Annotated in this window: 21 protein-coding genes; 10 read left to right on the top strand and 11 right to left on the bottom strand. The window is 73.4% G+C overall.

The genetic code is table 11. The features are described 5' to 3' along the window. The first annotated feature begins 2 nt into the window (after positions 1–2). Together ACFY8W_RS25450 and ACFY8W_RS25445 are read left to right on the top strand one after the other, a co-directional pair. Positions 3–503: a hypothetical protein gene (locus ACFY8W_RS25450; RefSeq protein WP_386863038.1), complete on the top strand. Its 501-nt coding sequence runs from the start codon at positions 3–5 to the stop codon at positions 501–503. A gap of 16 nt (positions 504–519) precedes the next feature. Continuing rightward, complete coding sequence (locus tag ACFY8W_RS25445) at positions 520–888, top strand: S4 domain-containing protein (protein ID WP_391109406.1); 369 nt, start codon at positions 520–522, stop codon at positions 886–888. Positions 889–937: 49 nt separating this feature from the next. Here ACFY8W_RS25445 and ACFY8W_RS25440 read toward each other — a convergent pair whose 3' ends face one another. The 3 genes from ACFY8W_RS25440 to ACFY8W_RS25430 all read right to left on the bottom strand — a co-directional run bounded on the left by ACFY8W_RS25440 (position 938) and on the right by ACFY8W_RS25430 (position 6655). Continuing rightward, positions 938–3139: a germacradienol/geosmin synthase gene (locus tag ACFY8W_RS25440; RefSeq protein WP_391109403.1), complete on the bottom strand. Its 2202-nt coding sequence runs from the start codon at positions 3137–3139 to the stop codon at positions 938–940. A gap of 170 nt (positions 3140–3309) precedes the next feature. After that, positions 3310–5244, bottom strand: a complete 1935-nt coding sequence (locus ACFY8W_RS25435) for an N-acetylmuramoyl-L-alanine amidase (protein ID WP_391109400.1) — start codon at positions 5242–5244, stop codon at positions 3310–3312. Between the two features lie 280 nt (positions 5245–5524). Next, a complete protein-coding gene (locus tag ACFY8W_RS25430; RefSeq protein WP_391109398.1) occupies positions 5525–6655 on the bottom strand; it encodes a phosphotransferase in 1131 nt (376 codons plus the stop codon). A gap of 237 nt (positions 6656–6892) precedes the next feature. Between ACFY8W_RS25430 and ACFY8W_RS25425 the strand changes: the two genes are divergently transcribed. Further along, the gene (locus ACFY8W_RS25425) at positions 6893–8383 is read left to right on the top strand and encodes a hypothetical protein (protein ID WP_391109396.1); all 1491 of its coding nucleotides are present in this window, start codon (positions 6893–6895) and stop codon (positions 8381–8383) included. A 189-nt stretch (positions 8384–8572) separates the two neighbouring features. Here the strand turns inward: ACFY8W_RS25425 and ACFY8W_RS25420 are convergent, their stop codons facing one another. Beyond that, positions 8573–10027 (bottom strand): SpoIIE family protein phosphatase, encoded by a 1455-nt coding sequence (locus tag ACFY8W_RS25420; protein WP_391109393.1) that lies wholly within the window; start codon positions 10025–10027, stop codon positions 8573–8575. Between the two features lie 193 nt (positions 10028–10220). On the opposite strand from ACFY8W_RS25420, the gene ACFY8W_RS25415 reads away from it, so the two are divergent. Beyond that, on the top strand, positions 10221–11885 hold the full coding sequence (locus tag ACFY8W_RS25415; protein ID WP_391109390.1) for a hypothetical protein: 1665 nt from the start codon (positions 10221–10223) through the stop codon (positions 11883–11885). Continuing rightward, positions 11882–13075 carry a pyridoxal-phosphate dependent enzyme gene (locus ACFY8W_RS25410; protein ID WP_391109387.1) on the top strand — a complete coding sequence of 398 codons (1194 nt, stop codon included), beginning with the start codon at positions 11882–11884 and terminating at the stop codon, positions 13073–13075. Before ACFY8W_RS25415 ends, ACFY8W_RS25410 begins: the two co-directional genes overlap by 4 nt. A 34-nt stretch (positions 13076–13109) precedes the next feature. On the opposite strand, the gene ACFY8W_RS25405 is transcribed toward ACFY8W_RS25410, so the two are convergent. Continuing rightward, entirely contained in the window at positions 13110–13757 is a 648-nt protein-coding gene (locus ACFY8W_RS25405) for an NAD(P)-binding domain-containing protein (protein ID WP_391109385.1), read from the bottom strand. Between the two features lie 102 nt (positions 13758–13859). Between ACFY8W_RS25405 and ACFY8W_RS25400 the strand changes: the two genes are divergently transcribed. Continuing rightward, entirely contained in the window at positions 13860–14399 is a 540-nt protein-coding gene (locus ACFY8W_RS25400; RefSeq protein ID WP_391109382.1) for a GNAT family N-acetyltransferase, read from the top strand. 188 nt (positions 14400–14587) lie between these two features. Here the strand turns inward: ACFY8W_RS25400 and ACFY8W_RS25395 are convergent, their stop codons facing one another. From ACFY8W_RS25395 to ACFY8W_RS25380, 4 genes are all read right to left on the bottom strand, one after another. Beyond that, entirely contained in the window at positions 14588–15148 is a 561-nt protein-coding gene (locus ACFY8W_RS25395; protein WP_391109683.1) for a YdeI/OmpD-associated family protein, read from the bottom strand. Between the two features lie 141 nt (positions 15149–15289). Next, the gene (locus ACFY8W_RS25390; RefSeq protein WP_391109379.1) at positions 15290–16579 is read right to left on the bottom strand and encodes a GNAT family N-acetyltransferase; all 1290 of its coding nucleotides are present in this window, start codon (positions 16577–16579) and stop codon (positions 15290–15292) included. Positions 16580–16818: 239 nt separating this feature from the next. Continuing rightward, positions 16819–17160: an SPW repeat protein gene (locus ACFY8W_RS25385; RefSeq protein WP_391109377.1), complete on the bottom strand. Its 342-nt coding sequence runs from the start codon at positions 17158–17160 to the stop codon at positions 16819–16821. A gap of 311 nt (positions 17161–17471) precedes the next feature. Beyond that, positions 17472–17855, bottom strand: a complete 384-nt coding sequence (locus ACFY8W_RS25380; RefSeq protein ID WP_391109374.1) for a VOC family protein — start codon at positions 17853–17855, stop codon at positions 17472–17474. A 305-nt stretch (positions 17856–18160) separates the two neighbouring features. On the opposite strand from ACFY8W_RS25380, the gene ACFY8W_RS25375 reads away from it, so the two are divergent. Further along, positions 18161–18532: a cupin domain-containing protein gene (locus tag ACFY8W_RS25375; RefSeq protein ID WP_391109371.1), complete on the top strand. Its 372-nt coding sequence runs from the start codon at positions 18161–18163 to the stop codon at positions 18530–18532. Between the two features lie 139 nt (positions 18533–18671). Here the strand turns inward: ACFY8W_RS25375 and ACFY8W_RS25370 are convergent, their stop codons facing one another. After that, positions 18672–20087 (bottom strand): sulfatase-like hydrolase/transferase, encoded by a 1416-nt coding sequence (locus ACFY8W_RS25370; protein WP_391109368.1) that lies wholly within the window; start codon positions 20085–20087, stop codon positions 18672–18674. A 131-nt stretch (positions 20088–20218) separates the two neighbouring features. Here ACFY8W_RS25370 and ACFY8W_RS25365 point away from each other — a divergent pair, with 131 nt between their 5' ends. The 3 genes from ACFY8W_RS25365 to ACFY8W_RS25355 all read left to right on the top strand — a co-directional run bounded on the left by ACFY8W_RS25365 (position 20219) and on the right by ACFY8W_RS25355 (position 23248). After that, positions 20219–20968 (top strand): methyltransferase domain-containing protein, encoded by a 750-nt coding sequence (locus ACFY8W_RS25365; RefSeq protein WP_391109366.1) that lies wholly within the window; start codon positions 20219–20221, stop codon positions 20966–20968. A 101-nt stretch (positions 20969–21069) separates the two neighbouring features. After that, positions 21070–22389, top strand: coding sequence for an ROK family protein (locus ACFY8W_RS25360; RefSeq protein WP_391109363.1), 1320 nt, complete (start codon positions 21070–21072; stop codon positions 22387–22389). 352 nt (positions 22390–22741) lie between these two features. Then, positions 22742–23248, top strand: a complete 507-nt coding sequence (locus ACFY8W_RS25355) for a DinB family protein (RefSeq protein ID WP_391109360.1) — start codon at positions 22742–22744, stop codon at positions 23246–23248. Positions 23249–23582: 334 nt separating this feature from the next. Here ACFY8W_RS25355 and ACFY8W_RS25350 read toward each other — a convergent pair whose 3' ends face one another. Beyond that, entirely contained in the window at positions 23583–23951 is a 369-nt protein-coding gene (locus ACFY8W_RS25350) for a hypothetical protein (protein ID WP_391109357.1), read from the bottom strand. Positions 23952–24045 lie beyond the last annotated feature (94 nt).

Here is a 24045-nt window from a genome sequence, read left to right as displayed (position 1 = left end):
GTATGTCCTTCCTCCGCCGCCGCAGCGCCGCCACACCCGCGGGCCCGGACTTCGACGTCCTGGCCATGGACCCCGGGGACTGGCCCGGCAATCTCGGCGCCGGTCTGCTCCCGGCCCCCGACGGCAGCTGCCAGGGCGTGTTCCTCCGCTACGACCTGTTCGGCGGCCGGGGACCCGCGATGATCATCGGCAACCTCCCGGAGGGCTCCCCGGCACGGGAGCTGGCCGACGGGCAGGTCCCGTTCGAGGTGGCCCAGCTGCTCGCCGCCCTGGAGAACGACGAGCCGGTCGAGGTGCAGGGCCGCGAGGACGTGCCGGTGATGCAGGGCGACAACCTGCTGATCGTGCGCCGCCTCAAGCTCTCCGAGAGCCGGATCTCCTGCGTGCAGTTCGACCGCAGCGACAACGTCCTGGTGACCATCGCCAGTTGGGACCGGCCCATCACCGACGACCTGTACGCGCTGCTGAAGCCGCTGCCCGCCGAACTGTTCCAGCAGGGCTGACCGGAGGCGGGGGCCGATGAGCAGCGTGCGCGTCGACAGCTGGATCTGGGCCGTACGGCTCACCAAGACCCGCTCCCAGGCCGCCGCGGCATGCCGCGCCGGACACGTCAAGGTCAACGGCGAGCGGGCCAAGCCCGCCCAGCCCGTGAAGCCGGGTGACGAGGTGCGGCTCTTCCACGGCGGCCGGCAGCGGATCGTCGAGGTGAAGCAACTGCTCACCAAGCGCGTCGGACCGCCCGCGGCCGCCGAGGCGTACGTGGACAACAGCCCGCCCCCGCCGCCCCGCGAGGAGGCCGTGGTCATCGCCGTCCGCGACCGCGGCGCCGGCCGTCCCACCAAGCGGGACCGCCGCGAACTCGACCAGCTGCGCGGCCTGCGCCCCTGATGTCGTCGCCGGAGCCCGCCCCGGGACCCCGGGGCGGGCTCCGGCGACCTCACGGCACGAGCGGGCGGTGTGCCGGGGCGAGCCGCGCCGCCGACGTCCCGAGGCCCTGCGGAACCTGCCACCGCAAGGGCGTTCCGGACCCCGAACGGACACTGTCCGCGTGGTAACGACGGACGCTGCGGTGCCAGTTGAGGATTCCCGCGAGCCAGTCCTCCAACTCCCGCAGATACGAATCGAAGGCCGCCCGGCCCTTCGTGTCCAGTCCGAAGTCCGCGCAGAGCAAGGGCACTTCGTGGCGCTTCAGGTGTTCGTACTGACGCAGCCGGCCCCGCATCAGGTCGTCCACCATCGCCACCGACGTCGGGTAGTCGCAGTCGAAGAACTTCTGCAGGACCAGCGCGCCGTTGTGCACGTCTCCCTCGACCTCGATCTCCTTCTGGTACGAGAAGAGGTCGTTGAGGAGCGTGGCGTAGTCGGAGACGGAGTTCTCCAGGGCGCGCACGGTGCCCGAGCGGTAGATCTCCGGTGGCAGCACCTCGGCGTGCCGCAGCCGGCAGAGCAGCATCGTCAGCTCCGAACCGAAGGTGGTGCGGCGCATCTCGACGTAGTCCACCGGGTCGGGCACCCGGTGCTGGGACAGGTTGTGGAGCTCCCAGAGCCAGCTGTCGAGCATGAGGAGGAGCGCGGTACGGAGCTGGGCCCGGGCCTCCGCCGTCATCGGACCGGCGGTACGCGCCCACAGGTCGGCCAGCGACCGCTCGAGGGGACTCACCGCGGCCGCCGCCCCGGCGGCCGGATCGTCCAGCGGGACGCAGGCCGTGAGCCTGTCGTTCTGCTCCTTCGCGCCGGCCAGGTTCCGTGAGCGTGCGAAGACGAGCGGGTAGTAGTCGTCCGCGTACGTGCCCCAGGTCAGCCACTCGGTGCTGAGCCCCAGCTCCTCCGGGGTGGCGTCCGGATCCAGTCCGGCCGCGCACAGCGCGAAGTCGAAGCCCTCCAGCATCGGGCGGTCCCAGACCCCCTCGAGGAGCCCCATGCGCTCGGCCCAGTCCACCGACCGGCGCCCGGCCTCCTTGTAGTGGGGGCTCAGCGACAGCGGATACGGCAGGTCGAAGTCGGGCAGCAGCGAGGGGCCCACCTTCTGGTGGGGCACATGGGTGAGGGTGCGCGACCGGCTCTCCGCCTGGCGCCGACCGAACAGGCTGCGGATGTCGAGGACCGCCGTCCCGAGCCCCGGACCGGCGGCCGGAGTCCCGGTCACCAGGCCCTCGTTCATGTAGCGGCTGGAGCGCATGTGCCACTCGTGCCCGCCGGACTGCCAGTCCTGGAGCCCCTTGACGTACGCGGCGAGGGCGGCGGCCTCCGCCGGGCCGAGGCCGTGCTCCGCGCAGAGCGCCGGGACCTCGGTGAGCGCCGTGTTCTCGAACTGCTGGAGCCGCGAGGTCAGCAGGTCGTTGACCGCGTCCGCCGCCTCCTGCGTCGAACAGCCGAGGAACTTCTCCAGGACGAGCACCCCGTTGCTGTTCTCGCCCTCGTCCTCGACCTCACGCTGGTACGAGAAGAGGTCGTTGCGCAGGTGCACCGCGTCCGAGAACGCGTCCCGCAGAACCCGCAACGGCCGGGAGTGCGCCACCTTTTCGGGCACCTCGGCGCCCGCCGCGTACTCCACGAGGCCCGCCGACCAGGGCGCGCCGCCCACCTTGCGGCGCATCTCGACGTACTCGAGCGGGTTGGCGATCCGCCCGTCGTTGATGTTGTCGAGCTCCCACAGGGACTCGTACAGCAGATGCTCGGTCGCCTCGGCGAACCGCATGCGCCAGGCCTCCGACATCGACGGGACCGTCCGCCGCCACAGGTCGGCGAGACCGGCCTCGACCGGATTGGTCGGTTCGGGCATGCCGGCCGTCGGGTCGGCCGGCATGAACAGCGGAAGCCGGTCCAGGTAGGCCTTGCTCGCCGGCCGGTTCGGGGTGCGCTTGAAGACCTCCAGGAAGTGGTCGTCGAAGAAGAAGACCCAGGTGTACCAGTCGGTGACGAGGGACAGCGCCTCCTCATCGCAGTCCGGGTGGGTGTACGAGCAGAGCAGCGCGTAGTCGTGGGACCGGAGGTCCGCCTCCTCCCAGACGCCGGAGCCCTCCAGCATCCCCATCTCCCGCGCCCACGCGCACGTGTGCGCGCGGGCCGCCTCCAGACCGGGATTGAGCCGCGCCGGATACGGGACGTAGAAATCCGGCAGAACGAAGGGCTGAGCCATGCCAGGGAGGCCTCTCGGTGAGCGTCGGGCGTTCGTCCGGCCGAGCATTACCCGTGGCACCCTGGCCCCACGCGAACACCGGAATAGTCATACGAGCACGACGAGCCGCCGACGTACCGCGGCTCGCGCCACGGACCGCCGGCGACCGAAAGGTTTCCGCCGCCCTTCCGTCAGCCCTGGGAAACCTGCACGTCAGCGGCCTTCACGAAGGCCACTCGATGGCCGAACTGGATCTCGTAGTACTCCTCCTGGCCGCGTACGACCCGGTGAACCGAAGTGTCGAACGTCGGTGCGAAGAGGTACTCGCCCGGAGTACGGTCGCCCACCACGTACCGCTGCCCCGCGAGCAGCCGGTACGGCAGCGGCGACACCGACTGCACCGGAACCCCCGCCGGATACGCCGACGCCTCCGGATAGGCCCGCCCGTACACCGGCACCGACGCCACGCCCTCCTTCGGCGTGAGCAGCAGGCCCCGCGCGTTCACCGCCGTCGGCTCCTCCTTCGGGTTGTGGAACCACGCCTTCTGCCCGAGGTACCAGATCGCCGTCCAGTCGCCCCGCCGCTCCGCCACCGCGAAGCTCTGGCCGGTGGAGGCCCGCGCCCCCGTGTCGTTCACCCCGGTCGTCGAGTCCTGCCCGCCCGGCCGCAGTCCGATGTCCTTCACCAGCGGCGCGTCGGCGCTCGGCGCGGTGTGCAGGCGCACCGCACCGCTCCCGTGCGGCGCGCACGCCTCCCCGGCCTTCACGCACCCCGTGTACACCGGCCGGTGCGACGCGTAGTCCGGGCGGATCGTCACCACCCCGGCGTCCGGGCCCGCGCTCGGCGTGAGCGGACGGCCGAGCAGCCGGAAGTAGTGCGCCCAGTCCCAGTACGGACCCGGGTCCGTGTGCATGCCCTTGATCGTCGACGCGGTCGTGCCCGGCACGTTGTCGTGGCCGAGCACGTGCTGCCGGTCCAGCGGGACGTCGAACCGCTTCGCCAGGTAGCGCACCAGGCGCGCCGACGAGCGGTACATCGCCTCCGTGTACCAGGAGTCCGGCGAGGTCAGGAAGCCCTCGTGCTCCAGACCCACCGACTTGGCGTTCACGAACCAGTTGCCCGCGTGCCAGCCCACGTCCTTCAGCGCCAGGTGCTGCGCGACGTGCCCGTCCGAGGAACGCAGCGAGTACTGCCACGACACGTACGTCGGATCCGTGACCAGCCTCAGGGTGGTCTTCCAGTCCGCCTCGGTGTCATGGATCACGATGTAGTCGACCGACTGCGACACGGGCCGGTCCGCCTTGTCGTGGTTGCCGTAGTCGCCGTCCCCGAACTCCTCGTACGGCGCCGGGACCCACTCGCACGCCACCGACTCCGGGCACTCCACCGGACCCTTCTCCAACGCCCGCAGCCCGAGCGCGGCGACCTGACCGGTGGCCGGGGCGACCGCCGGATCGGCCGGCAGGGTCACCAGCTGCCCGGAGTCCGTGGTCCGGGAGCCGCCGGTACGGATCACGTCGAAGACGTCGTCCGCGTACGCCGCCGCCGTCGCCGAGTCGTCCGCGCCCGAGTAGCGCGCCACCGCCCCGTACCAGTCGGCCGGGTCCGCGCTCGCCGGCAGCCCCGCCGCACGCTGGGCCTCGGCGAGCAGCGCCGCGCCCCCGTCGATGTTCGCCGCGGTGTCCGTCCGCAGCTCCTCGGCGGACCGCCCGGTCAGCCCGGCCGCCCGCTCCAGCGTCCGCAGCCGCGCCGGCAGCGCCTCCGCCGTCGGCGCCGGGACCCCGGCGGCGAGCCGCGGCGCCCGCGCCCCGTCACCGCGCGCGTCCTCCGTACCGTCCGAGTGGTGCGGTGCGTCGGCCAGCGCCGTCACCGCGTCCGTCAGATGCATCGGACCGTAGCCGCCGGTCACGCTCGGCGCGCCGCCGTGCGCGTCCCAGCGCGACTGCAGGTACGACACGGCGAGCAGCACGCTCCGCGGAACCCGGTGCCGCTCGGCCGCCACCGCGAACTGCTCCTGGAGCGAGCCGGGTTCGGGTTCTCCGGCGGTGGCCGACGGCACCCCGGTCAGCAGCGGCAGCAGCAGGACGGCGGGCGCGGCACGTCTGAGAAACGTGGAACGGAGCAAGGCAGCCTCCAGGAACGGGTGAGGACCGGGAACAGGGGCGTGCGGAACCGAACCCGTACAGGGGTAGCGGCTTCCGGACCATCCGTCAATCACCCGTCGACACAGGAGATTTCCCACGTCAGAGCGGCTGGAGAAGAGTTTCGCGCGGGCGGTGCGCCCGCCTGCGGCGCGTCAGTGGCATGGACCAATGAGAGGCCCGGTACGGCACGACGAAGCGCCGCGCCCCGGTGTGTCGGCACCGGGCGCGCGGCGCGCCACCCCCCTCATGGTGTCGGGTCCCTCAGCGGGTCCCGACCGCTGCGCGCACGGCCCGCCGTGCCATCGCGCAGTCGTCGTGCAACCGCCGTAGCAGCAGCCGCTGTTCCTCGCCCGGCGACACCGAACCGGCGGGCATCGGCACCGAACCGGCCGGCGGGGCCTCCTTGATCGTGCGCTGTACGGCCGTCTCGTACGTACGGATCTCCCGGGTCAGCACGATCATCAGGTTCACCAGGAACGCGTCCCGGGAGGCCGGGCCCGCCTGCTGCGCCAGCTGGCTGATCTGCCGCCGCGCCAGCGGGGCGTCACCGAGCACCGCCCACAGCGTCGCCAGGTCGTACCCGGGCAGGTACCAGCCCGCGTGCTCCCAGTCGACGAGCACCGGTCCCGCGGGCGACAGCAGCATGTTGGAGAGCAGGGCGTCACCGTGACAGAACTGCCCCATGCCCTGCCTGCCACCTGAGTGCGCCAGCCCGCGCAGCAGCTTCTGCAGGTCGTCCCGGTCCCGGTCGGTGAACAGCCCGAGCTCGTGATAGCGGGCGATCCGCGCCCCGTAGTCGAGCGGCGCGTCGAACGTCCCGGCCGGCGGCCGCCAGGCGTTGAGCCGGGCGATCGCGCCGAGCGCGGCCCGCACGTCCGCGCGGGGCGGGGCCTCGACGGGGTGGCGCGTCAGCGCCGCCGCCCGCCCCGGCATCCGCTCGATGACCAGTGTGCAGTTCTCCGGGTCCGCGGCGATCAGCCGCGGCGCGCGCACCGGGGGACGGTGCCGGACGAACGCACGGTATGAAGCTATTTCGTGCCTGAACCGCTCGACCCACGCGGAGGAGTGGTCCAGTAAACACTTCGCCACCGCCGTCGTCCGGCCTGTGGTCCCGACGATGAGGACGGAACGACTGCTGCGGCGCAGCACCTGCACCGGGTTGAACTCGGGGCAGATCCGGTGGACGGACGCGATGGCCTTGCGCAGCTGCGCGCCCTGGGGACCGGACAGGTCGATTCGCCCGCTGGGCGGCTGGACGGTGCTCCCGACCCAGCGCCTCGGCCGCACCGCTCCCTGTGCCGGAGCGGGCGCGAGGTACGGTCCGGAGCCGGCCGGCAGGGTGCGGTGGAGCGGCCGGGGCGGGGCGGACACGGAGGACGATGCTGTGTACATGGAGGAGACAGATCCCTTCGTGCGCCGACGAGTTGCGTGCGTCGCCCCGCCCGCCCGAACGGTCCGCACCCTGGGGAAAATGAGGGCCGGTCGATGGGGCGGGGTGGCGCGTTCCTACCTGACACCCCGGCGCGGGTGGCGGAACATCGGGCGCACCCTGGCGAACCATGGCGAATAGTCGCCAGCCCTATGACAGGGGGCTACTGTCAACTCAGCCGAGAACCTGGGGGCTTAGACGTGACAGGACAGACCAACACCCGCCTGGCAGACCTCTTCGGCCTGGCCGGCTGGTCCAAGGGCGAACTCGCGAGAATGGTGAACCGGCAGGCGGCGGCCATGGGCCATCCCCAGCTGGCGACCGACACTTCGCGGGTACGGCGCTGGATCGACATGGGGGAGACCCCGCGTGATCCCGTGCCGCGGGTGCTGGCAGCGCTGTTCACTGAGCGACTCGGCCGTGTCGTGACCATCGAGGACCTCGGGTTCGTACGACGCGGGCGCGCCGGCAAGCGGCGGGACGTCAGGAACAACGACAACCCTGACGGGCTGCCCTGGGCGCCCGAGCGTACGGCAGCGGTCCTCACCGAATTCACGGGAATGGACCTCATGCTCAACCGACGCGGCCTGGTGGGCGCGGGCGCCGCGCTTGCCGCCGGCTCCGTACTCACCAACGCCATGCACGACTGGCTCCACACCGACCCCGCACACGCCGGCGCCGCCCCCCGCGCCATCGATCCCCTCCACGCCGACCCCGCTGGGTACGACCGCTACGAGGCCGCCCCCATCGGGTCGGAGGAGATCGAGGCCCTGGAACGCTCCGTGGAGGTCTTCCGCGCCTGGGACGCCTCCCGGGGCGGCGGCCTCCAGCGCAAGGCGGTCGTGGGCCAGCTCAACGAGGTGGGCGGCATGCTCGCCTACCACCACCCCGAACACCTCCAGCGCAGGCTGTGGGGCGTGGCCGCCAACCTGGCCGTGCTCGCCGGCTGGATGTCCCACGACGTGGGCCTCGAACCCACCGCCCAGAAGTACTTCGTGATCGCCGCGCACGCGGCTCGCGAGGGCGGCGACCGGCCGCGCGCCGGCGAGGCGCTGTCCCGCGCCGCCCGCCAGATGGTGCACCTCGGCCGGCCCGACGAGGCGCTCGACCTGATGAAGCTCGCCACCTCGGGCTCGGGCGAACGGCTGCTGCCGCGCACCAGGGCCATGTTCCACACCATCGAGGCCTGGGCACAGGCGTCGATGGGCCGCGGGCAGGCCATGCGCCGCACCCTCGGCGAGGCCGAGGACCTGTTCGTCTCCGACAAGGGCGAGAACAAGCCCAGCTGGATGCAGAACTTCGACGAGGCCGACCTCCACGGCATGCAGGCGCTCGCGTACCGCACCCTGGCCGAGCACGACCCCGGTGCCGCGGTCCCGGCCCAGCGCCACGCCAAGCTCGCCCTCGAACTGCGCCGGAACGGGCACGACCGCTCGAAGCTCTTCGACCACATCTCGCTCGCCTCGGCCTGTTTCATCGCCGACGACCCCGAGCAGGCGGACCGCTACGCGCGCCTCGCCCTGGTCTCCATGGGCGACACCTCCTCGCACCGCACCTGGGACCGGCTCCGCGAGATGTACCGGCTGACCGGGCAGTACGCGGGATACACCAAGATCGACCACCTGAGGGAGGAGATCGCGACCGCCCTCCCGAAGGCGCCGGCGAACCGCCCCAGAACCGGTGAGGTGTGAGGAGCGGGCGCGACGGGGCCCGAGGAACGACGGAAGGGAAGGGCCGGACGGCGAGGGCCGTGGCCGGCCCGCCCCCGTGACCCGGGGCACGTCATCACGCACGCGTCACCCCGGAAGGACACCGGTGGCCGGAGGCCGTACGGCGTGATCCGCCCGTACGGGCCGTACCCGTACGGGCGCCAGGCCGTGTCAGTGGCCGACCCGGACCACCATCACGCAGGCGTCGTCCTCGCGCGGCCCCTCGCCGAACTCCTCCACCACCGACCGGACGCAGTCCTGCGCGTCCCGCGCCGTGGCCAGCCGCGGAGCGAGGGCGAGCAGCCGGTCCGTGCCCGGGTCGTCGTCCAGGCAGCCCGCCGCACGGGTCAGGCCGTCGGTGTGCAGCAGCAGCACGTCGCCGGGGAGCAGTCGCGTCTCGGCCTCCTCGTACGCGGCGCCGGTCGTCGCCCCGAGCAGCACCCCCTCGGGTCTGGCCAGGGCGCGCCCCGTCCCGTCGCGGAACAGCAGCGGGGCGGGGTGGCCGGCCTGCGACCAGGTGAGGACCTGGGCGGCCGGGTCGTAACGGCAGCACATCGCGCTGCCCAGGGCGGGCTGGACGGAGGTCTCCAGGAGCTGGTTGAGGTGCCCCATCAGGGCCCCGGGCCGGATCCCGGCCACCGCCATGCCGCGCAGCGCGCCCAGCAGCATCGCCATCGACGAGGTCGCGGCCACGCCGTGTCCGGTCAGGTCGCCGACCGTGAGCAGCGCGTCCCCGTCCGGGAGCGCCAGCGCGTCGTACCAGTCACCGCCGATCAGGCCGGTCGTGGCGGCCGGCAGGTAGTGCCCGGCCACGTCGAGCGGCGCCGGGCCGTCGTGGGCGAAGCGCAGAGAGCCGCGCCAGGGCGGCAGCACGGCCTCCTGGAGCTCCACGGCCACCCGGCGCTCGGTGTGCTCGATGTGCTGGTGGCGCTGGAGGCTGTCCCGGGTCTCGCGGACCGCGCGCTCACTGCGGCGCAGCTCGCTGACGTCCCGTAAGACGGCCCACATGGACGCGGTGCAGCCGTCGGAGTCGAGCACCGGCTCGCCCGTCATGTGCACGGTGCGGACCCGGCCGTCGGTGCGGACGATCCTGAACTCGCCGTCGATCGGCTTCCCGTCGATCAGACAGTCGGTCACCATCGCCTGGAGCACCGGCTGGTCCTCCGCGAACACCATCGACGGCAGCTCGTCGAGCGACATCGGGCCGCTCTCCCGCGCGCGCCCGAAGATCTGGTAGAGCTCGTCGGACCAGTGCACGTCGTCGGTGAGCAGGTCCCACTCGGCGCTGCCGACCCGGGAGAGCAGCGAACCGGTCAGCCGCGGCGAGGGGATGGCGCCGAGCAGGGGCTCGGCATAGGCGGCCGACGCGTCCGAGGGCGCCGGGGCGGGCAGCGGGAGACCCGCCTTCAGCTGCCCCAAGTGCGCGCCCAGGTCGTCCAGTTGGTGCACGGCCAGGTCGCACAGCGCGCGCTGCCACCGGTTCTGCGGGTCGTCCTCGTCCACCACGGCGTCCCGGCGCACCGCGTCCACGTCGCCGCGCAGCCGACGCGTCTGCGAGATCAGCGCGTCCACCGCGCCCGGCTCGGGCGGCTGGGCGGGACGGTCCGCGAACAGATGGGACGGCATGTCGTACTCCGATGCAGGCGACGTGGCGCGGCCAAGTCTGGGAAGTGAAGCCCGGGTACGACTTTCGCACAGGCCGGGACACCTCGTAAGCCATTTGGCAACACTCGATACGGTGGTGCTTCTGACATATGCCTGAGGCCCACAAGAGAGCCAGTAGACATTCGGCCACGTGGCCACGGGTTACGGTGCTGCTGTGGTGAACGACTCGGAGAACACAATGGGTACGGCGGTGCTGCTGGCCGCGGCACCGGCGGGACGGGGACGGGCCATGGACGCGGCGTCCGTGCTGCCCGCGCTCGCGGCGGTACCGGCCGGGGTGCTCGCCGGTGCGGACATGGCGACGATCGTCGAACTGGCTGACCCGCTCGACCCGCAGACCGTCCTCACCCGGCTCCGCGCCGCCGCCGCCACGCCCGGGCCGCTCGCCCTCTACCTCGCGGGCCAGGTCCAGCTCGACCGCCGCCAGCGGCTGCCGCACCTCGCGCTCGCCCGCAGCACCCCGACGACCCTCCGCTACACGGGACTTCCCTGGCACTGGCTCACCACGGAGCTCGCGCCGCGCCGTCCCGGCACGACCCACGTCGTCGCCGACCTCGCCGCCGACCCGGAGCTCTGGCAGCGCCTCGCGTCGGAGCCGGGCGCGCTGGCCCTCGGCCCGGGCGTCCCGCTCTACGCGCGCGTGACGCCCTTCCCGCGCCGCGGACCCCTTCTGACGCCCGACTACCTCCGCCACTTCGCCACCCTCTGGCGCTCCGGCGCACGCCCACCGCTCCCGGTCCTCCACGCGGAGGCCTCCGCCGCCGCGTCCACGGACCACCCCGAGTCCCTGTTCCTGACACCCCCGGCCCTGCCGGTCCAGGCCGCGGCGACCCCGCCGGTCCAGGCCGCGCCGGCAGCGGCCGTGACAACCGCACCGGCCCAGCCGGTCCAGGCCGCGCCGGCAGCGGCCGTGACGCCCATCCCGGCTCCGCCCGTCAAGGCCGGGCCGGACGCGGTCGCGAAGCCGCCGGCCGCCGCCCGCGCCGACGTCGTCGACTCTCCGCGGACCCGGCGCCTGCTGCCGCGCTCGGCGCAGGCGCGCCCCGGGCCAGGGCAGGCCCCGCCTGGCCCTCCGCAGAGCGGACTTGACGAAGAATCGCCGGCGGTGGCGACTGCGGTGCCGCCCGCACCCATGCCGGTGCCGGTGCCGGTGCCGGTGCCAGTGCCCGCGCCGGCTTCGGTGGAGGCCGAGGCGGTGACCGCCACCCCACGTGCGCCGGAGCCGCCGAACGGGGCGCCCGGCCGCCGGCCGGCAGCCGCGCCGTCCGCGCCGTCGCGGAAGGGCGGCCTCGCTGCGCGGCGCGCCGACGTCAAGGCGGCGGCGGTGCGGGCGGAGAGTGCCGTGACGCCGCCGCGGCCGGTGGAGGCGCCCGGGGTGGGCGCCGGAGGGCCGCCGCGGCCCGGGAGCGGAGCGGATCCGCATCCCGCGATCCTCGCCGCGGCGATGGCCGGGCGGCACGCGGAGGCCGCCGCGATGGCCTCCGCGTGGGAGAGCGACGCGCTGCGGCGGTACGGGCCGCGGTCCGGGGAGGCGCTGCACTGGGTGGAGGTGCGGGCGGACCTGGCGCGGCTCGCGGGGGAGCCGGCGCGCAGCTGCGAGCTGTGGATCGCCGCCGCGCAGGCCCGTCTCGGGCTGCGGCAGGGTCCGGACGAACCGGACGTCGAGGGCGCGGTGGACCGGGCGCACCACCAGTGGGAGCAGATCACGGACCCGGCGCGGGCCCGCGCCCTGGGCCCCGCGCTCGTCGAGCTGCGCCGCGCCGTGCCCGGCCGGCACGCCGGAGCGCTCGCCGCGCTGCAGCGGAGGATGGGCGGATGAACTCCCTCGCCACCGCCCAGCGTTCGCTGCGCGACCCCGCCGTCCGTCATCCGCTGTGGCCGCCCCTCACGGCCGGCGACCCGGTCACGTCGACCGACGACGTCGCCTATCCGCTGGACGTCGACTACGACTACGACCGCGTCCCGGACGACCTGTTCACCCGCGCCGCCGCCCACGGCCTGGAACGCTGGGCTCCGCTCCTCCCGCCGCTCGACGCGCCCGGGCTCGGCGAGGGCGACACGCCGTTGGTGCGGCTCGCCGACGGCGTGTGGGTCAAGGACGAGTCGCGCAACCCGACCTGGAGCCACAAGGACCGGCTCAACCGGGTCACGGTGAGCGCCGCCGTGCGGTCCGGCGCGCGCGGGATCGTCGTGTCGTCCTCGGGCAACCACGGCGCCTCGGCCGCCGCCTACGCGGCCCGTGCCGGGCTGCCCTGCGTCGTCTTCGCGTCGCCGCTCGCGCCGCCCGCCGTCGCGTCCCACCTGCGCGCCTACGGCGCGACCGTGCTGACCGTCCCGCCCGCCTCCGTACGGCCGTTCATGCGCCGCCTCGTGGACGAGCTGGGGTACCAGTCGGTCAGCAGCGTGACCGACACCGCGCACACCGGTCACCCCTTCGGGCCCGAGGGCTACAAGACCATCGCGTACGAGATCGCCCTCGATCTCGGCCGGGCCCCGGCCGCCGTTCATGTGCCCACCGGCTACGGAGAGTTGCTGTTCGGCGTGGCGAAGGGCTTCCTGGAACTCGCCCGGCTGGGCGTCACGGACTCCGTCCCGCGCCTGTACGCGACCGAGCCGGCCGCCGCCGGCGCGCTCACCGAGGCCATGCGCACCGGCGCCGACACGGCGCGCGTCCCGGTCGGCCCGACCGGCGCCTACGCCATCGACTGCGAGATCAGCGGCTACCGCGCCGTCGTCGCCCTCCGCCAGACCGGCGGCGCCGCCCGTACGGTGACGGACCACCAGATGACGCAGGCACAGGCCGAGTTGGCCGCACAGGGGCTCTGGTGCGAGCTGTCCTCCACGGCCGGCCTGGCGGGCCTGCGGTCCCACGGACCGGCAGAGGACGAGGAGGACGGCCCCGTCGTCTGCGTGGTCACCTCGAGCGGCTACAAGGACACGGCCACCGCCCGCGACACCCACCCGCCCATGGAACTGCAGTGGGCGGACCTGAAGGCCCTGCTGAGCTGAGCCCGGCGTCAGGTGTGCGGGCGCCGGTGCCGTGTCAGTGCGCTTCCGCCGCGGCCTCCTCCGTCGGCATCACCACGCGCAGTCCGAAGCGGTAGGTGCCGGTGCCCTCGGCGATGCCGATGAAGAGCAGGCTGAAGTGCTCCTGGCCGCGCGCCGTGGCGATGCCGCCGAGGTCGAGGAGCGTGTCGTCCGTCCAGCCCAGGTCGTGGAGGAGGCCGCGGACGGTGGCCTTGGCCGCCGGGTCGTCACCGGAGAGGAAGACGGTGCCCGGGCCCTCCAGGGAGCCGGGGTCGACCATGACGAGACGGTCGATGGTGCACAGGGTCTTGACCACCGGGGTGTCGGGGAAGGAGCGCTGGAGCTCCTCACCCAGGCTCTCGCCGAGATGGGAGAGGTCACCGTCGGCCGTGAAGCCGACGGCGACGTCGAGGAGCACCTTGCCCGCGAGGGCGGGCGCGCCGACGGAGGTGAGCAGCGCCAGCGAGGCCGTTCCGGGCGTCGCGTTGACGACGACGTCGGCGCCCGCGACCGCCGACTCGGTCGACACGATCGGCACCCGCCCGCTCCCGGGCTCCGCCTCCTCAGGCTTGCGCGAGCCGAGGACGACCTCGTGACCCGCCGCGTTCCACGCGTCGGCGAGCGTGCGGCCGACGTTTCCCGTTCCGAGGATTCCGATTCTCATGACCGCGACGCTATGGGCGGACGGCCCGCCGCCGCCTCGGCCGGGAGACCGGTGATCACTACCCCGAGGGTCGTACGTCCCGGGGCCTGACATCATCGAAGTATGGCCTCCTCCTCCCCGCCCGCCTCCGGCACCGCACCCGCCGGCGACCCGGTCCCCGGCCTCGGCCCCGCGCCGATCGTGACGGACCGGCTGGTGCTGCGCCCCGTGCGCACCGGGGACCTGCCGGCGGTGACGCGGCTGTGGACCGACCCGGAGGTACGGCGGCACCTGGGCGGTCCGGTGGTGGACTCCGTGATCCGCATCCGGCAGCGGCGGATCGTCGGCGCGCCCGGTTTCCACGCGGTAGAGCGGGCGGCCGACGGCACGGTGCTCGGCCTGGTCACGGTGGAGCGGGCGGGCCGGAACGGGGAGACGGAGGTCTCGTACCAGTTCCTGCCCGAACACTGGGGCCGGGGGTACGCCCGCGAGGCCGTCGCCGCGGCCGTCGAGCGGGCCCTGACGGAGGCGGCGACGGTCGTCGCGGTCACCCAGGAGGCCAACGCCCCCTCCCGCCGGCTCCTGGAGGCCGTCGGCATGACGCACGCCGAGTCGTTCGTGGAGTGGGACGCCCGCCAGGTCCTCTACCGGCGCAGCCGCTAGGTCCTGTCGTCGATCTCCCGGCGTCGCCCGGAGGGCGGCCCTGCGGCGTCAGGTGCGTGTCCTCGGCGTGCCGGGCGCAAGGCCTCGTACGGGACGTACTCGGGCTTGTGCCCGGTGCGGCGAGAGCGCGTGCACGGCGTCGCGGGGCAGGCGGGAGTGTGACGACAGGGCCCAGCGTCGCCGGCCGGTCAGCCGGCGGTCCCCGTCCCGCCCGCCGCGAGCCGTGCCACCGCCCGCTCGATCCGGGCGGAGCGGGTCTTCGGCGTCCGCGCCTGCCACAGGCTCAGGATGATCAGGTACCGGTCGGTCCTGCCCAGCGCCTCGAAGGCGGCGGCGGCCCGGGGCTCCGCGGCGAGGGCCCCCGCCAGGTCGTCCGGCACGGTCGCGTCCTTCTGGGAGGGGTACGCGGCCGCCCAGCGCCCGTCGGCCTGCGCGGCCCGCACCTCCGCGAGCCCCGGCTCCCGCATCCGGCCGGCCGCGAGCAGGACCTCCACCTGGCGCACGTTCACCTGCGACCAGAGGCTCCGGGGCCGGCGCGGAGTGATCTTCTGGAGGTAGCCGCGTTCGTCGCGTGACTTGCGCTTGCCGGTGATCCACCCGTACGCGAGCGTGGAGTCCAGGATCTCCTCGGCGGTGGGGGAGGGGAGGCCGGAGCCGGCGCGGCCGAGCAGCAGCCAGATGCCGCCCGGCGTGTCACCGTGGTGCTCGGCCAGCCACGCGTCCAGCTCCTCGCCGTCGGCGAAAGCCATGACCGCGAGTCCTTCGACCGTCTCCACCTGCTGCTCCTCACTCCTCGGGCCCCCACGATAGGCACAAGGAGCGGTCCGCGTGCCGGCCGGACCGTCCCGGACCGTCCCGGACCCGGCCGGACCGCGGGGCCTGATGCGGCGTCAGAACCGAGCGTGGGTGGTGATGTCGGACTCGAACTGCTCGATCAACTCCGGCGTCACGGTCGGCCGGCACTGCCCGATCGCGTCCAGGTAGTCGGCCGTGGTAGCGCCGGGCGCCACCGCCTCACCGGTGCGGGCACCGACCGCCACCAGGTCGCGTTCGAAGGAGTTCTGCGCGGCGATCCGCGCCGCGTGCTCGATGTCGGCGGGCGTGAACAGCTCGCTCGCGACGACCAGCGCGTCCACGTCGACCTCGGGGCGCGCGTCGGTGTAGCGCGACCAGATCGCGGCCCGGGCGGCCTTGTCCGGCGTACCGATGGGGATGAGGTAGTCGAAGCGGCCGGGACGCAGGAAGGCCGGGTCGAGTGACCGGATGGAGTTGGTGGCGCAGACCAGGAGCCGCTCGTCGCGCTCCCTGAACCCCGGGATGAGCTTGAGGAGTTCGTTCGTCACCCCGTGCATGCCGCCCGGCTGCACCGGCTCGGCGCGTACGGGCGCGATCTCCTCGACCTCGTCGATGAAGACCAGCACCCGCTCCAGCTCGGCGATCCGGGCGAAGGCGGAGCGCAGCGCCGCCGCCAGGTTCCCCTCGTCGGCGAGCCGGGAGGGCAGGATCTCCACGAACGGCCAGCCGAGCCGGGAGGCGATGGCGCGCGCGAAGGTCGTCTTGCCGGTGCCGGGCGGCCCGAACAGGCCGATCGCGCGCGGCGGCCGCACCCCGTGCCGGGCGGCGCGCTCGGGCTCGGCCAGCGGCAGCACGACGCGCCGTTCGATCAGGTCCTTCTCCCGTTCCATGCCGGCGACCTTCGCCCAGAGGTCGGCGGGGAGCAGCCGGCCGCCGAGGTCGTCGAGGAGGTTGGCGGCGGGGCCGTGCAGCGGTTCGACCTTCTCGAAGTAGGCGACGGCCGGCTGCCGCGTGTACCCGGCGTTCAGCAGCCCCTCGCCGAGCAGCTCCTCCTCGGGCAGGACGTACGCGATACGGGCGACCCGCGCGGCCACCAGGCGCCGCTCCAGTTCCACCAGCAGCGCGCTGGCCAGGCCCCGGCCGCGCCAGGCCGAGGAGATCGCCACGCGCATCACCCAGGCGCGCTCGCCGGCCACGCAGGCCAGCGCGGCCCCGATGGGCGCGCCCTGGTGGACCGCGACGACGGCCGGCTGGCGGGAGGTCAGGGCGCCGATGCACTCGGCGAGCGAGAAGACCGACTCCTGGCCCAGTTCGGCCGTGGTGTCGATGAGATGGACGACCGCCGCGAGATCGCTCTCGCGGTAGTCGTGGATGAGCCAGTTCACCGGTGGTACCGCCCCTCGTTGGTGCCGTCGCGCCTCGTGTCGGCGAGGCTAGGCGGGGCGGCCGGGGCGGGTCCTGCGCCACCGTGCACAAGCGGCCGGCCGCAATTGCGCCGGACCGGCTCTGTACGCGCGCCGGCCCGGGGCGGGCCGGAACCCCCTGGCATCGGGAAGTCCCCGGAAGGCGGACCTTCCGGGGACCCCGGCGAGTGACCTCTGCTGGGAGAGGATCAGGTGGATCGTTACGTCCTTCTCTTGCTCATGAGCAGTCCGCCCGCGACGAGGGCGAAGAGGCAGACGCAGGCACCGGTGATGACATTGCTGAGGATCGCGCCGGTACCGGCGTCCCTGGAGACCACCCAGGGGGAGACGATCAGCCACACACCGAGCAGCAGGACCACGAAGTTGAGGTCCTGGGACCGCTCCGGGGCCATCGACATGCAGAGGCCGAGGGCCGCGAGGGCGATGCCGACGACCAGGTTGCTGATGGCGAGCTCCGGCTTCGTGGCGGAGAAGTGGACCGTCCACGCGGAGACCGCGGCGTAGATGCCGGCGAGGATCACCAGCTCCTCGACCGCTGCCACACCCCGGGTCTGGAGCATACGGGAGTAACGGTCCCGCATTTCCGAGGCGTCCGGGTGTCCCCTGATATCGCCGGGACGGTGAGAGACGTCGGCCATACGACTCGCCTCCTTCTGGCGTTCTGCACGTCTGACCGCGCTTGCGGCATCGGTGCCGCGGTTTCATTGTGCGCTTATCTGGTCTTTATGTGTAGATCTGCCCGATAAGGGATCCGTACAGAAAACCGTCCCGGGATATGAGCGGAACTTCCAATTCCGCAGGGTGTCCGCCGCGAATTCAACAAGGCGTGGACGGTCAGGGGTGCCGGGCCCGGTCAGGGGCGGGCGTACGGCCGCGTGATGATCTCCATGTTGTGGCCGTCGGGGTCGTCGAAATAGGCGCCCCGACCGCCGAAGAGGCGGTTGGTCCGGCCGGGCTCGCTGTGGCTCGGGTCCGCGTAGTACGTGACCTTCATCCGCTCCAGACGCCCGATCATGGTGTCGAACTCCTCGTCGGGCACGAGGAACGCGTAGTGACCGGGCGTGAAGGCGGTGTCCCCGGCGTCGTAGTAGTCGAGGGTGACGCCGTTGCCGGTGTCCACGGGCACGAAAGGCCCGAAGGGAGCGCCGACCTCCAGGCCGAGCACCTCGGCCAGGAACTCGGCGGATGCCCGCTTGTCGCGGGAGAAGATGACGGTGTGGTTGAGCTCTACGGCCACGGGTGGTCCTTTCGCAGAGTGCGCGCTGGTGTGTTCCCTCCGGTCCCCGTGCACGCGACCTGCGCGTGCCACGGGGCGGACGGCCACGGCGGACCCCGCGCCCGCTTCCCGGCGGCGCTCACGCCACGGCCGGGCGCCTCTCTCGATCACGGCCCATGGCCGACCCGGCAGTCATACGGGCAACCTAACCCGGCCTGATCATCTCCGGCAACGCGGTTTACGGCCAGGTGCGTCCGTGCCTCGCGGCGTAGCCTGGAAGAGGCCTCGGGGATCCGTGCGTTTCCATCGCCGGAAGGCGGACGACGATGACCGGAATCGTTTCCAGGAGCTTCGACTCCGCAGACGAGACCCGCCCCTTCGAGGGCGGCAAGGGCAGGATGGACCTGCTCAACGTCGAGACCGGGGCAGTCGGCCGGGCCGTGTTCGAGCCGGGCTGGAAGTGGTCCGAGCACGTCAAGCCGATCGCGGGCACCGACAGCTGCCAGGCCCACCACGTCGGTTACATGGTGAGCGGCCGCATGCAGGTCGTCATGAACGACGGCGAGTCCGCGGAGCTGGCGCCCGGCGAGTTCTACGAGATCCAGCCCGGGCACAACGCCTGGGTGGTCGGCGACGAACGCTGCGTGGCCCTGGACTGGGTGGGCTTCGTCGACTACGCGAAGTCGCCGGACGCCTGACGACGGCCTGCGCGTGACGAGACTCGCGCGAGACGACACCCGCAAGTGACGACGGCCTGCGCGTGACGGCGGCCTGCGCGTGACGGCGGCCTGCGCGTGACGGCGGGCGCCGCGGTCCGGCGGACGGTCGTTCGGCCGGTCAGTCGTGACCGAAGCGCACGCCCTCCCACGGCACCCGGTCCTTCGGGAACGAGTACGGCGAGCGCTGGTCGAGCGTGCGCGGCGCGGCGGCCTCGATGACCGGGGACACGCCCTCCACCTCCTTCAGCCAGGCGCCGAGCGCGTCCCGCAGACCGTCCGCCACCTGCCGGTGCGAGGTGAGGCCGACCAGGTTCTCCAACTCGTACGGATCGGCGGCCAGGTCGTACAGCTCGGTCTCCCGGTAGCGGTCCGCGGCGGACTCGCACCAGGCGTCCGCACCGTCAGGCGCGGTCACCACGTACTTCCACCGGTCCGTGCGCACCGCGCGGGCGATCACGTCCTCGCTGACCTGTACGAACACCGAGAAGGGGCGGTCGGGTTCGCTGCCACCGCCGGTCAACGGGCGCAGCGAGCGCCCGTGCACGCCCGCCGGCACCTCGATCCCCGCGGCGTCGAGCAGCGTCGGCATCAGGTCCACCGTGGACACCGGCTGCCTGATGCGCCCGCCGCCGAGGAAGCCCGGCCCGGTCAGCACGAACGGCACGCGGACCGAGGCCTCGTGGGCCGAGCGCTTGTACTCGCCGTTGCGGGTGCGGAAGTGCGCGCCGTGGTCGGCGGTCCACGCGAACACGGTGCCGTCCTCGATGCCCAGGCTGCGAAGACCGTCGCGAAGCCGGCCCACGCCCTCGTCGACCCGCTTGATCTGCCCCAGGTACCCGCCGAGATGGCGGTGCGCGCCGCCCTGTGCCGCGCCCGGGCTGAGTGCGGCGAGGTCGGGTGGCAGCCACCGGCCCTCGAAGCGCTCGCGGTAGCCGGTCGGGGCAGGGTGGTCGTCGGTGGCGTTCTGGTGGTGCGGCTCGAGGAGGGACAGGAACAGCAGGAAAGGGTGCTCGTGGTGATCGGCGACGAAGCGGATCGCCGCGTCGACCAGCGCGTCCGACCGGTAGCCGGGCAGCCGTACCGGCTCGCCCTCCTCGTCGTACAGCACCGTCCGGTAGGCGTCCGAGGTGAACTCGAGCCGGTCCGAGGCGAGCCAGCGCGCGTAGCCACCACGCCGCTCGGGCGGCACCGGGCCGTCGGGATGCTCGTCGCCCGCCAGATGCCACTTGCCGATGTAGCCCGTGACGTATCCGGCGGCGGAGAACGCATCGGCGAGCGTGGGTACTTCCGCTCCGAGCGGAAGTCCGTTGCGGAACACTCCGGCTCCCGTCGGGAAGCGCCCGGTCTGCAGCGCCGCGCGGGCCGGCGCGCACACGGGGTTCGGGGTGATCGCCTGCTCGACGAGGGTCCCCTCCCTGGCCAGCCGGTCGAACTCGGGCGTCACCCCGGCGGGATTGCCGTGCGCACCCGTGGTGTCCCACCGCTGCTGGTCGGTGAGGACCACGATCACGCTGGGGCGGTTCGTCGGCGGCATGCGGATCCCTTCGGGCCGGGGAGACGGACGGGGAGCGGATGCTCCGCGTCCGGCAATTAATTTCGCAGAGGAAGTAATCCCCGCGCCAGGGGGCCACGCCGAGCGGCACCCGTGACAACTAGGCTGCTGCGATGGGCAACTTGACCGATGCACCGGGCGGCACGACCAACGACTACGACGGCTTCGCCGAGGCGTACGCGGCGGAGAACGAGAACAGCCCCGTGAACGCGTACTACGAGCGTCCCGCGATGCTGGCCCTCGCCGGAGACGTGACCGGCCGACGGATCCTGGACGCCGGCTGCGGTGCGGGTCCTCTCTCCGCCGCCCTGCGTGACCGCGGGGCCGTCGTCACCGGCATCGACGTCAGCGCCGGAATGCTGGCACTGGCGAGGCGGCGGCTCGGCGACGAGGTCCCCCTGCACCTGGCCGACCTGAGCGAGCCCCTGCCCTTCGCCGACGGTGCGTTCGACGACGTGGTCGCCTCGTTGGTGCTGCACTACCTGGAGGACTGGGGTCCGACGCTGGCCGAGTTGCGGCGCGTGCTCAGGCCCGGCGGCCGGCTGATCGCGTCGGTGGACCACCCCTTCGTGGCCTACACGTTCCAGGACCCCCGACCCGACTACTTCGCGACCACCGACTACTCCTTCGAGTGGACGCTCAACGGCCGTACGGCCCCGATGACGTTCTGGCGCAAGTCGCTGCACGCGATGACCGAAGCGTTCACCACCGCCGGCTTCCGCCTCTCCGGCATCACCGAGCCGCAGCCCGCCCCCGCCGCCCGCGAACTGTTCCCCGACGCCTTCCACGACCTCTCGACCAGACCCTGCTTCCTGTTCTTCGCCGTCGAGGTCCCACCGTCGACCGCCGGCTCTGGCGACTAGGAGAGGCCTGCGGGTTCCGAGGTGGTCGCCCGTCCCGGACGCCGCTCCCGCTGTCGGTGGGTTGCGGTAAACAAGTGCCACCCTTCCGAGACGAGGCACGGATGAGCCCCAGCCCCACGTCCCGCCCTGCGCCCGGGACCGGACCCACGTCTGCCCGCGTACCCCCGTCTGCCCGCGCCTCCCCGTCCGCTCCCGTGTCCCCCTCCGCTCCCGCGCTCGGCTCCCGGCCGGCCGGGGACGGACGGCGCGAAGTCAACGCGGCCACCGTTCTTCGGACGGTGCGCGAACACGGACCGCTCGCCCGCAGCGCCATCGCCCGGCTCTCCGGCCTCAGCCCCGCCGCCGTCTCCCGGCAGGCCACCGACCTGCTCCGGCACGGACTCCTGCGGGAACTCCCCGACCGCGCCGAGACCGGCGGACCGGGACGCCCGCAGATCCCGGTCGACCTGCACCTCGGCACCACCGGCGGTCCGGTCGCGGGCGGCGTCCACCTCGGCGTCCACGCGTCCACCCTCGGCCTCGTGGACCTGCGCGGCGGGGTCGTCGCACGCCACTCCGTCCAGCACGCCGGCGCCGACCCGCGCGTCCTGCCCGCGACCGTCGCGCGCGAACTGCGCGCCTTCCTCGACGAACACCTCGGCGCCCGCCCGCTCCTCGGCATCGGCGCCGCCCTCGGCGGCTGGGTCGACCCCGACCACGGGCGGGTCGTCCGGCACGACGCGCTCGGCTGGTACCACCGGCCGCTCGCCGCCGAACTCGCCCGCGGCCTCGGCGGATCCACCGTACGCGTCGACAACCACGCCCGGGCCGTCGCCCAGTCCGAGATCCTGTTCGGCCGCCCCGAGGCGCGCCGCAGCCTCGTCCACCTCTTCGTCGGCAACGTCGTCGACGCGGCCCTCGGCATCGCCGGAGTCGTCCACCAAGGCCCCGGTTCGGCCGCCGGCGAGGTGGCGCACCTGCCCGTCCCCGACTCCACCGCCCCCTGCGCCTGCGGCCGTTCGGGCTGTCTCGCGGCGACCGCGTCCAACCGGGCGCTCGGCGAGACCGCGTACCGCCGGGGCATCGTGCCGGACCCCGACGCGTTCCTGGTGGTGGACGCGGCGGCGACCGGGGACCGGCGCGCGGACCGGCTCCTGCGCGAACGGGCGCGCGCGGTGGGCCGCGCGGTCGCCCTGCTGCTCGACGTGCTCAACCCGGACCTGGTCGTGGTTACCGAGCTGGCGAGCCTCCTCGACCCCCGCTACCTGGAGGAGATCCAGGGCACGGCCGTCGACCTCTCCCACGTGTGCGACGACCCGGAACGCATCGTCAGCCCCCACGCCGGCCCGGCCACCATGCCCGTCGCGGCGGGCACGGTCCTGCTGAACCCGCTCTTCCGGAACCCGCTCCAGAGCCTGGAGGAGATCGCGGACCTGCGGTAGGCGCAGCCACGGCGCCGGTGGGACGCAGGAACAGGGGCACCCGTCGGGCCTCACGCCGTCGGACCGGTCGCCGTCGGGCCGGTCGCTGCCGGGCCGGAGCGCCGCTGAGCCGGACGTCGCTGGCCTGGACGCCGCTGGCCTGGACGCCGCTGGGCCGGACGTCGCTGGCCTGGACGCCGCTGGGATGGACCCTGTCGAGCCGGACGGCTGGACCCCCTCGAACGGAGGCCGTCGGTCCGGTCGCGTCGGGCAGGTAGCCGACGGGCCTCACGCCGTCGGACCGGTCGCCGTCGGGCCGTTGGCTCGCAAAATGCCCGGCCCTCCGCCCTCGCCCACTGGCAGGATGCCGGTCATGACCCAAGATCACCGGAGCCCGACGCCCCGCAACGCCGACGAACGGGCCACCCTCACCGCCATGCTGCAGTTCCAGCGCGACACCCTGGCGATGAAGTGCGCGGGCCTCACGGCCGACCAGCTGCGAACGCGGGCGATAGCCCCCTCCGCCCTCTCCCTCCTCGGCCTGGTCCGGCATGCGGCGGAGGTTGAGCGCGGCTGGTTCCGCAACGTGATCAACGGCGAGCACAGCCGCAGCCGGTGGACCCCGCCCGGCTCCACCGACCGGGCCGACTTCGACGTGGACGACGCCGACGTCGACGAGGCCTTCGCCGTCTGGCGAGAGGAGTGCGCCCGCGCCCGCGTGATCGTGGCCGAGGCCCCGTCCCTCGACGTCACCGGAAGCCGCGGCGACGAGACGTACTCGCTCCGCTACGTGCTCGCCCACATGATCGAGGAGTATGCCCGCCACAACGGCCATGCCGACATGCTGCGCGAGCGCATCGACGGCACGACGGGCGAGTAGCGAGCAGCGAGCCGCGCCGGCCCGAGGGCCGGGGCCACGCCACCCACTGGTGGATCGCCGAAGGCGGCACGTACCTCGGCGCGATCGACGTGCGACCCGAGCTCGACGACTTCCTGCTGCGCGCGGGCGGAAGCACCGGCTACGACGTCCGCCCGCCGCCGCGGCGGCCGCGCCACGTGGGCACTGGGCGCGGTGCTGCCGGAGGCCCGCGCGCTCGGTCTGACCCGGGCGCTGGTCACCTGCGGCGACGGCGACATCGCCTCCGCCCGCACCATCGAGCGCAACGAAGGAGTCCTCTAGGACGTCCGTGAGTCGGGAGCGGCCTGAAGCGCCGCTACTGGATCGAGCTGTAGGCGTCCGTGACGCAGTCCGCCGCGCAGTCGGCGCGCTCGTACGCCTGCCGGAGGGCCGCGGCGGCGTCCTCGTGGGCGATCTTCTCGTAGCCGAAACGCTCGTCCGCGAGCCGGATGACGTCCTCGACCGTCACGATCGCCGGCTCTCCCCGACCCGCCGCGTCGCGTGCGGAGGCGATCGCCAGCTCGGCGGAGCGCGTGAGCGCCCGCGCGTACGCCCGCCAGGCGACGGCCCGCGCACGCCGGGGCGCCAGCGGGCGCACCGCACGCCCCTTCCAGAGCGCGCCGGCCGCGATGAGGGCGGCGCCCGTGATGAGGATCAGGGCGCCGACGGCGCCATGGGGAGTCACATTCACACCGCCTCCCTTCCCGTGGCGGCGGGCGCCGAACCGGTACGACGAAACGGTATGCCGCAACGACGGCCGACCGGGCGGGCCGACCCGG

This window comes from Streptomyces sp. NPDC012637 (genome assembly GCF_042954805.1).
In the GTDB taxonomy this organism is placed as follows: Bacteria; Actinomycetota; Actinomycetes; order Streptomycetales; family Streptomycetaceae; genus Streptomyces.
The sequence above is the reverse complement of the archived record's forward strand: the minus strand, read 5'-3'. Positions and strand labels throughout refer to the sequence as shown.

What these genes read in the sequence shown, in the direction of transcription:
- ACFY8W_RS25355 (WP_391109360.1), top strand. Translation starts at nt 22,742, where the DNA reads ATGACCCAAGATCACCGGAGCCCGACGCCCCGCAACGCCGACGAACGG.
- ACFY8W_RS25430 (WP_391109398.1), bottom strand. Translation starts at nt 6,655, where the DNA reads ATGTACACAGCATCGTCCTCCGTGTCCGCCCCGCCCCGGCCGCTCCAC.
- ACFY8W_RS25405 (WP_391109385.1), bottom strand. Translation starts at nt 13,757, where the DNA reads ATGAGAATCGGAATCCTCGGAACGGGAAACGTCGGCCGCACGCTCGCC.
- ACFY8W_RS25375 (WP_391109371.1), top strand. Translation starts at nt 18,161, where the DNA reads ATGACCGGAATCGTTTCCAGGAGCTTCGACTCCGCAGACGAGACCCGC.
- ACFY8W_RS25365 (WP_391109366.1), top strand. Translation starts at nt 20,219, where the DNA reads ATGGGCAACTTGACCGATGCACCGGGCGGCACGACCAACGACTACGAC.
- ACFY8W_RS25395 (WP_391109683.1), bottom strand. Translation starts at nt 15,148, where the DNA reads ATGGCTTTCGCCGACGGCGAGGAGCTGGACGCGTGGCTGGCCGAGCAC.
- ACFY8W_RS25420 (WP_391109393.1), bottom strand. Translation starts at nt 10,027, where the DNA reads ATGCCGTCCCATCTGTTCGCGGACCGTCCCGCCCAGCCGCCCGAGCCG.
- ACFY8W_RS25450 (WP_386863038.1), top strand. Translation starts at nt 3, where the DNA reads ATGTCCTTCCTCCGCCGCCGCAGCGCCGCCACACCCGCGGGCCCGGAC.
- ACFY8W_RS25370 (WP_391109368.1), bottom strand. Translation starts at nt 20,087, where the DNA reads ATGCCGCCGACGAACCGCCCCAGCGTGATCGTGGTCCTCACCGACCAG.
- ACFY8W_RS25400 (WP_391109382.1), top strand. Translation starts at nt 13,860, where the DNA reads ATGGCCTCCTCCTCCCCGCCCGCCTCCGGCACCGCACCCGCCGGCGAC.
- ACFY8W_RS25410 (WP_391109387.1), top strand. Translation starts at nt 11,882, where the DNA reads ATGAACTCCCTCGCCACCGCCCAGCGTTCGCTGCGCGACCCCGCCGTC.
- ACFY8W_RS25445 (WP_391109406.1), top strand. Translation starts at nt 520, where the DNA reads ATGAGCAGCGTGCGCGTCGACAGCTGGATCTGGGCCGTACGGCTCACC.
- ACFY8W_RS25360 (WP_391109363.1), top strand. Translation starts at nt 21,070, where the DNA reads ATGAGCCCCAGCCCCACGTCCCGCCCTGCGCCCGGGACCGGACCCACG.
- ACFY8W_RS25440 (WP_391109403.1), bottom strand. Translation starts at nt 3,139, where the DNA reads ATGGCTCAGCCCTTCGTTCTGCCGGATTTCTACGTCCCGTATCCGGCG.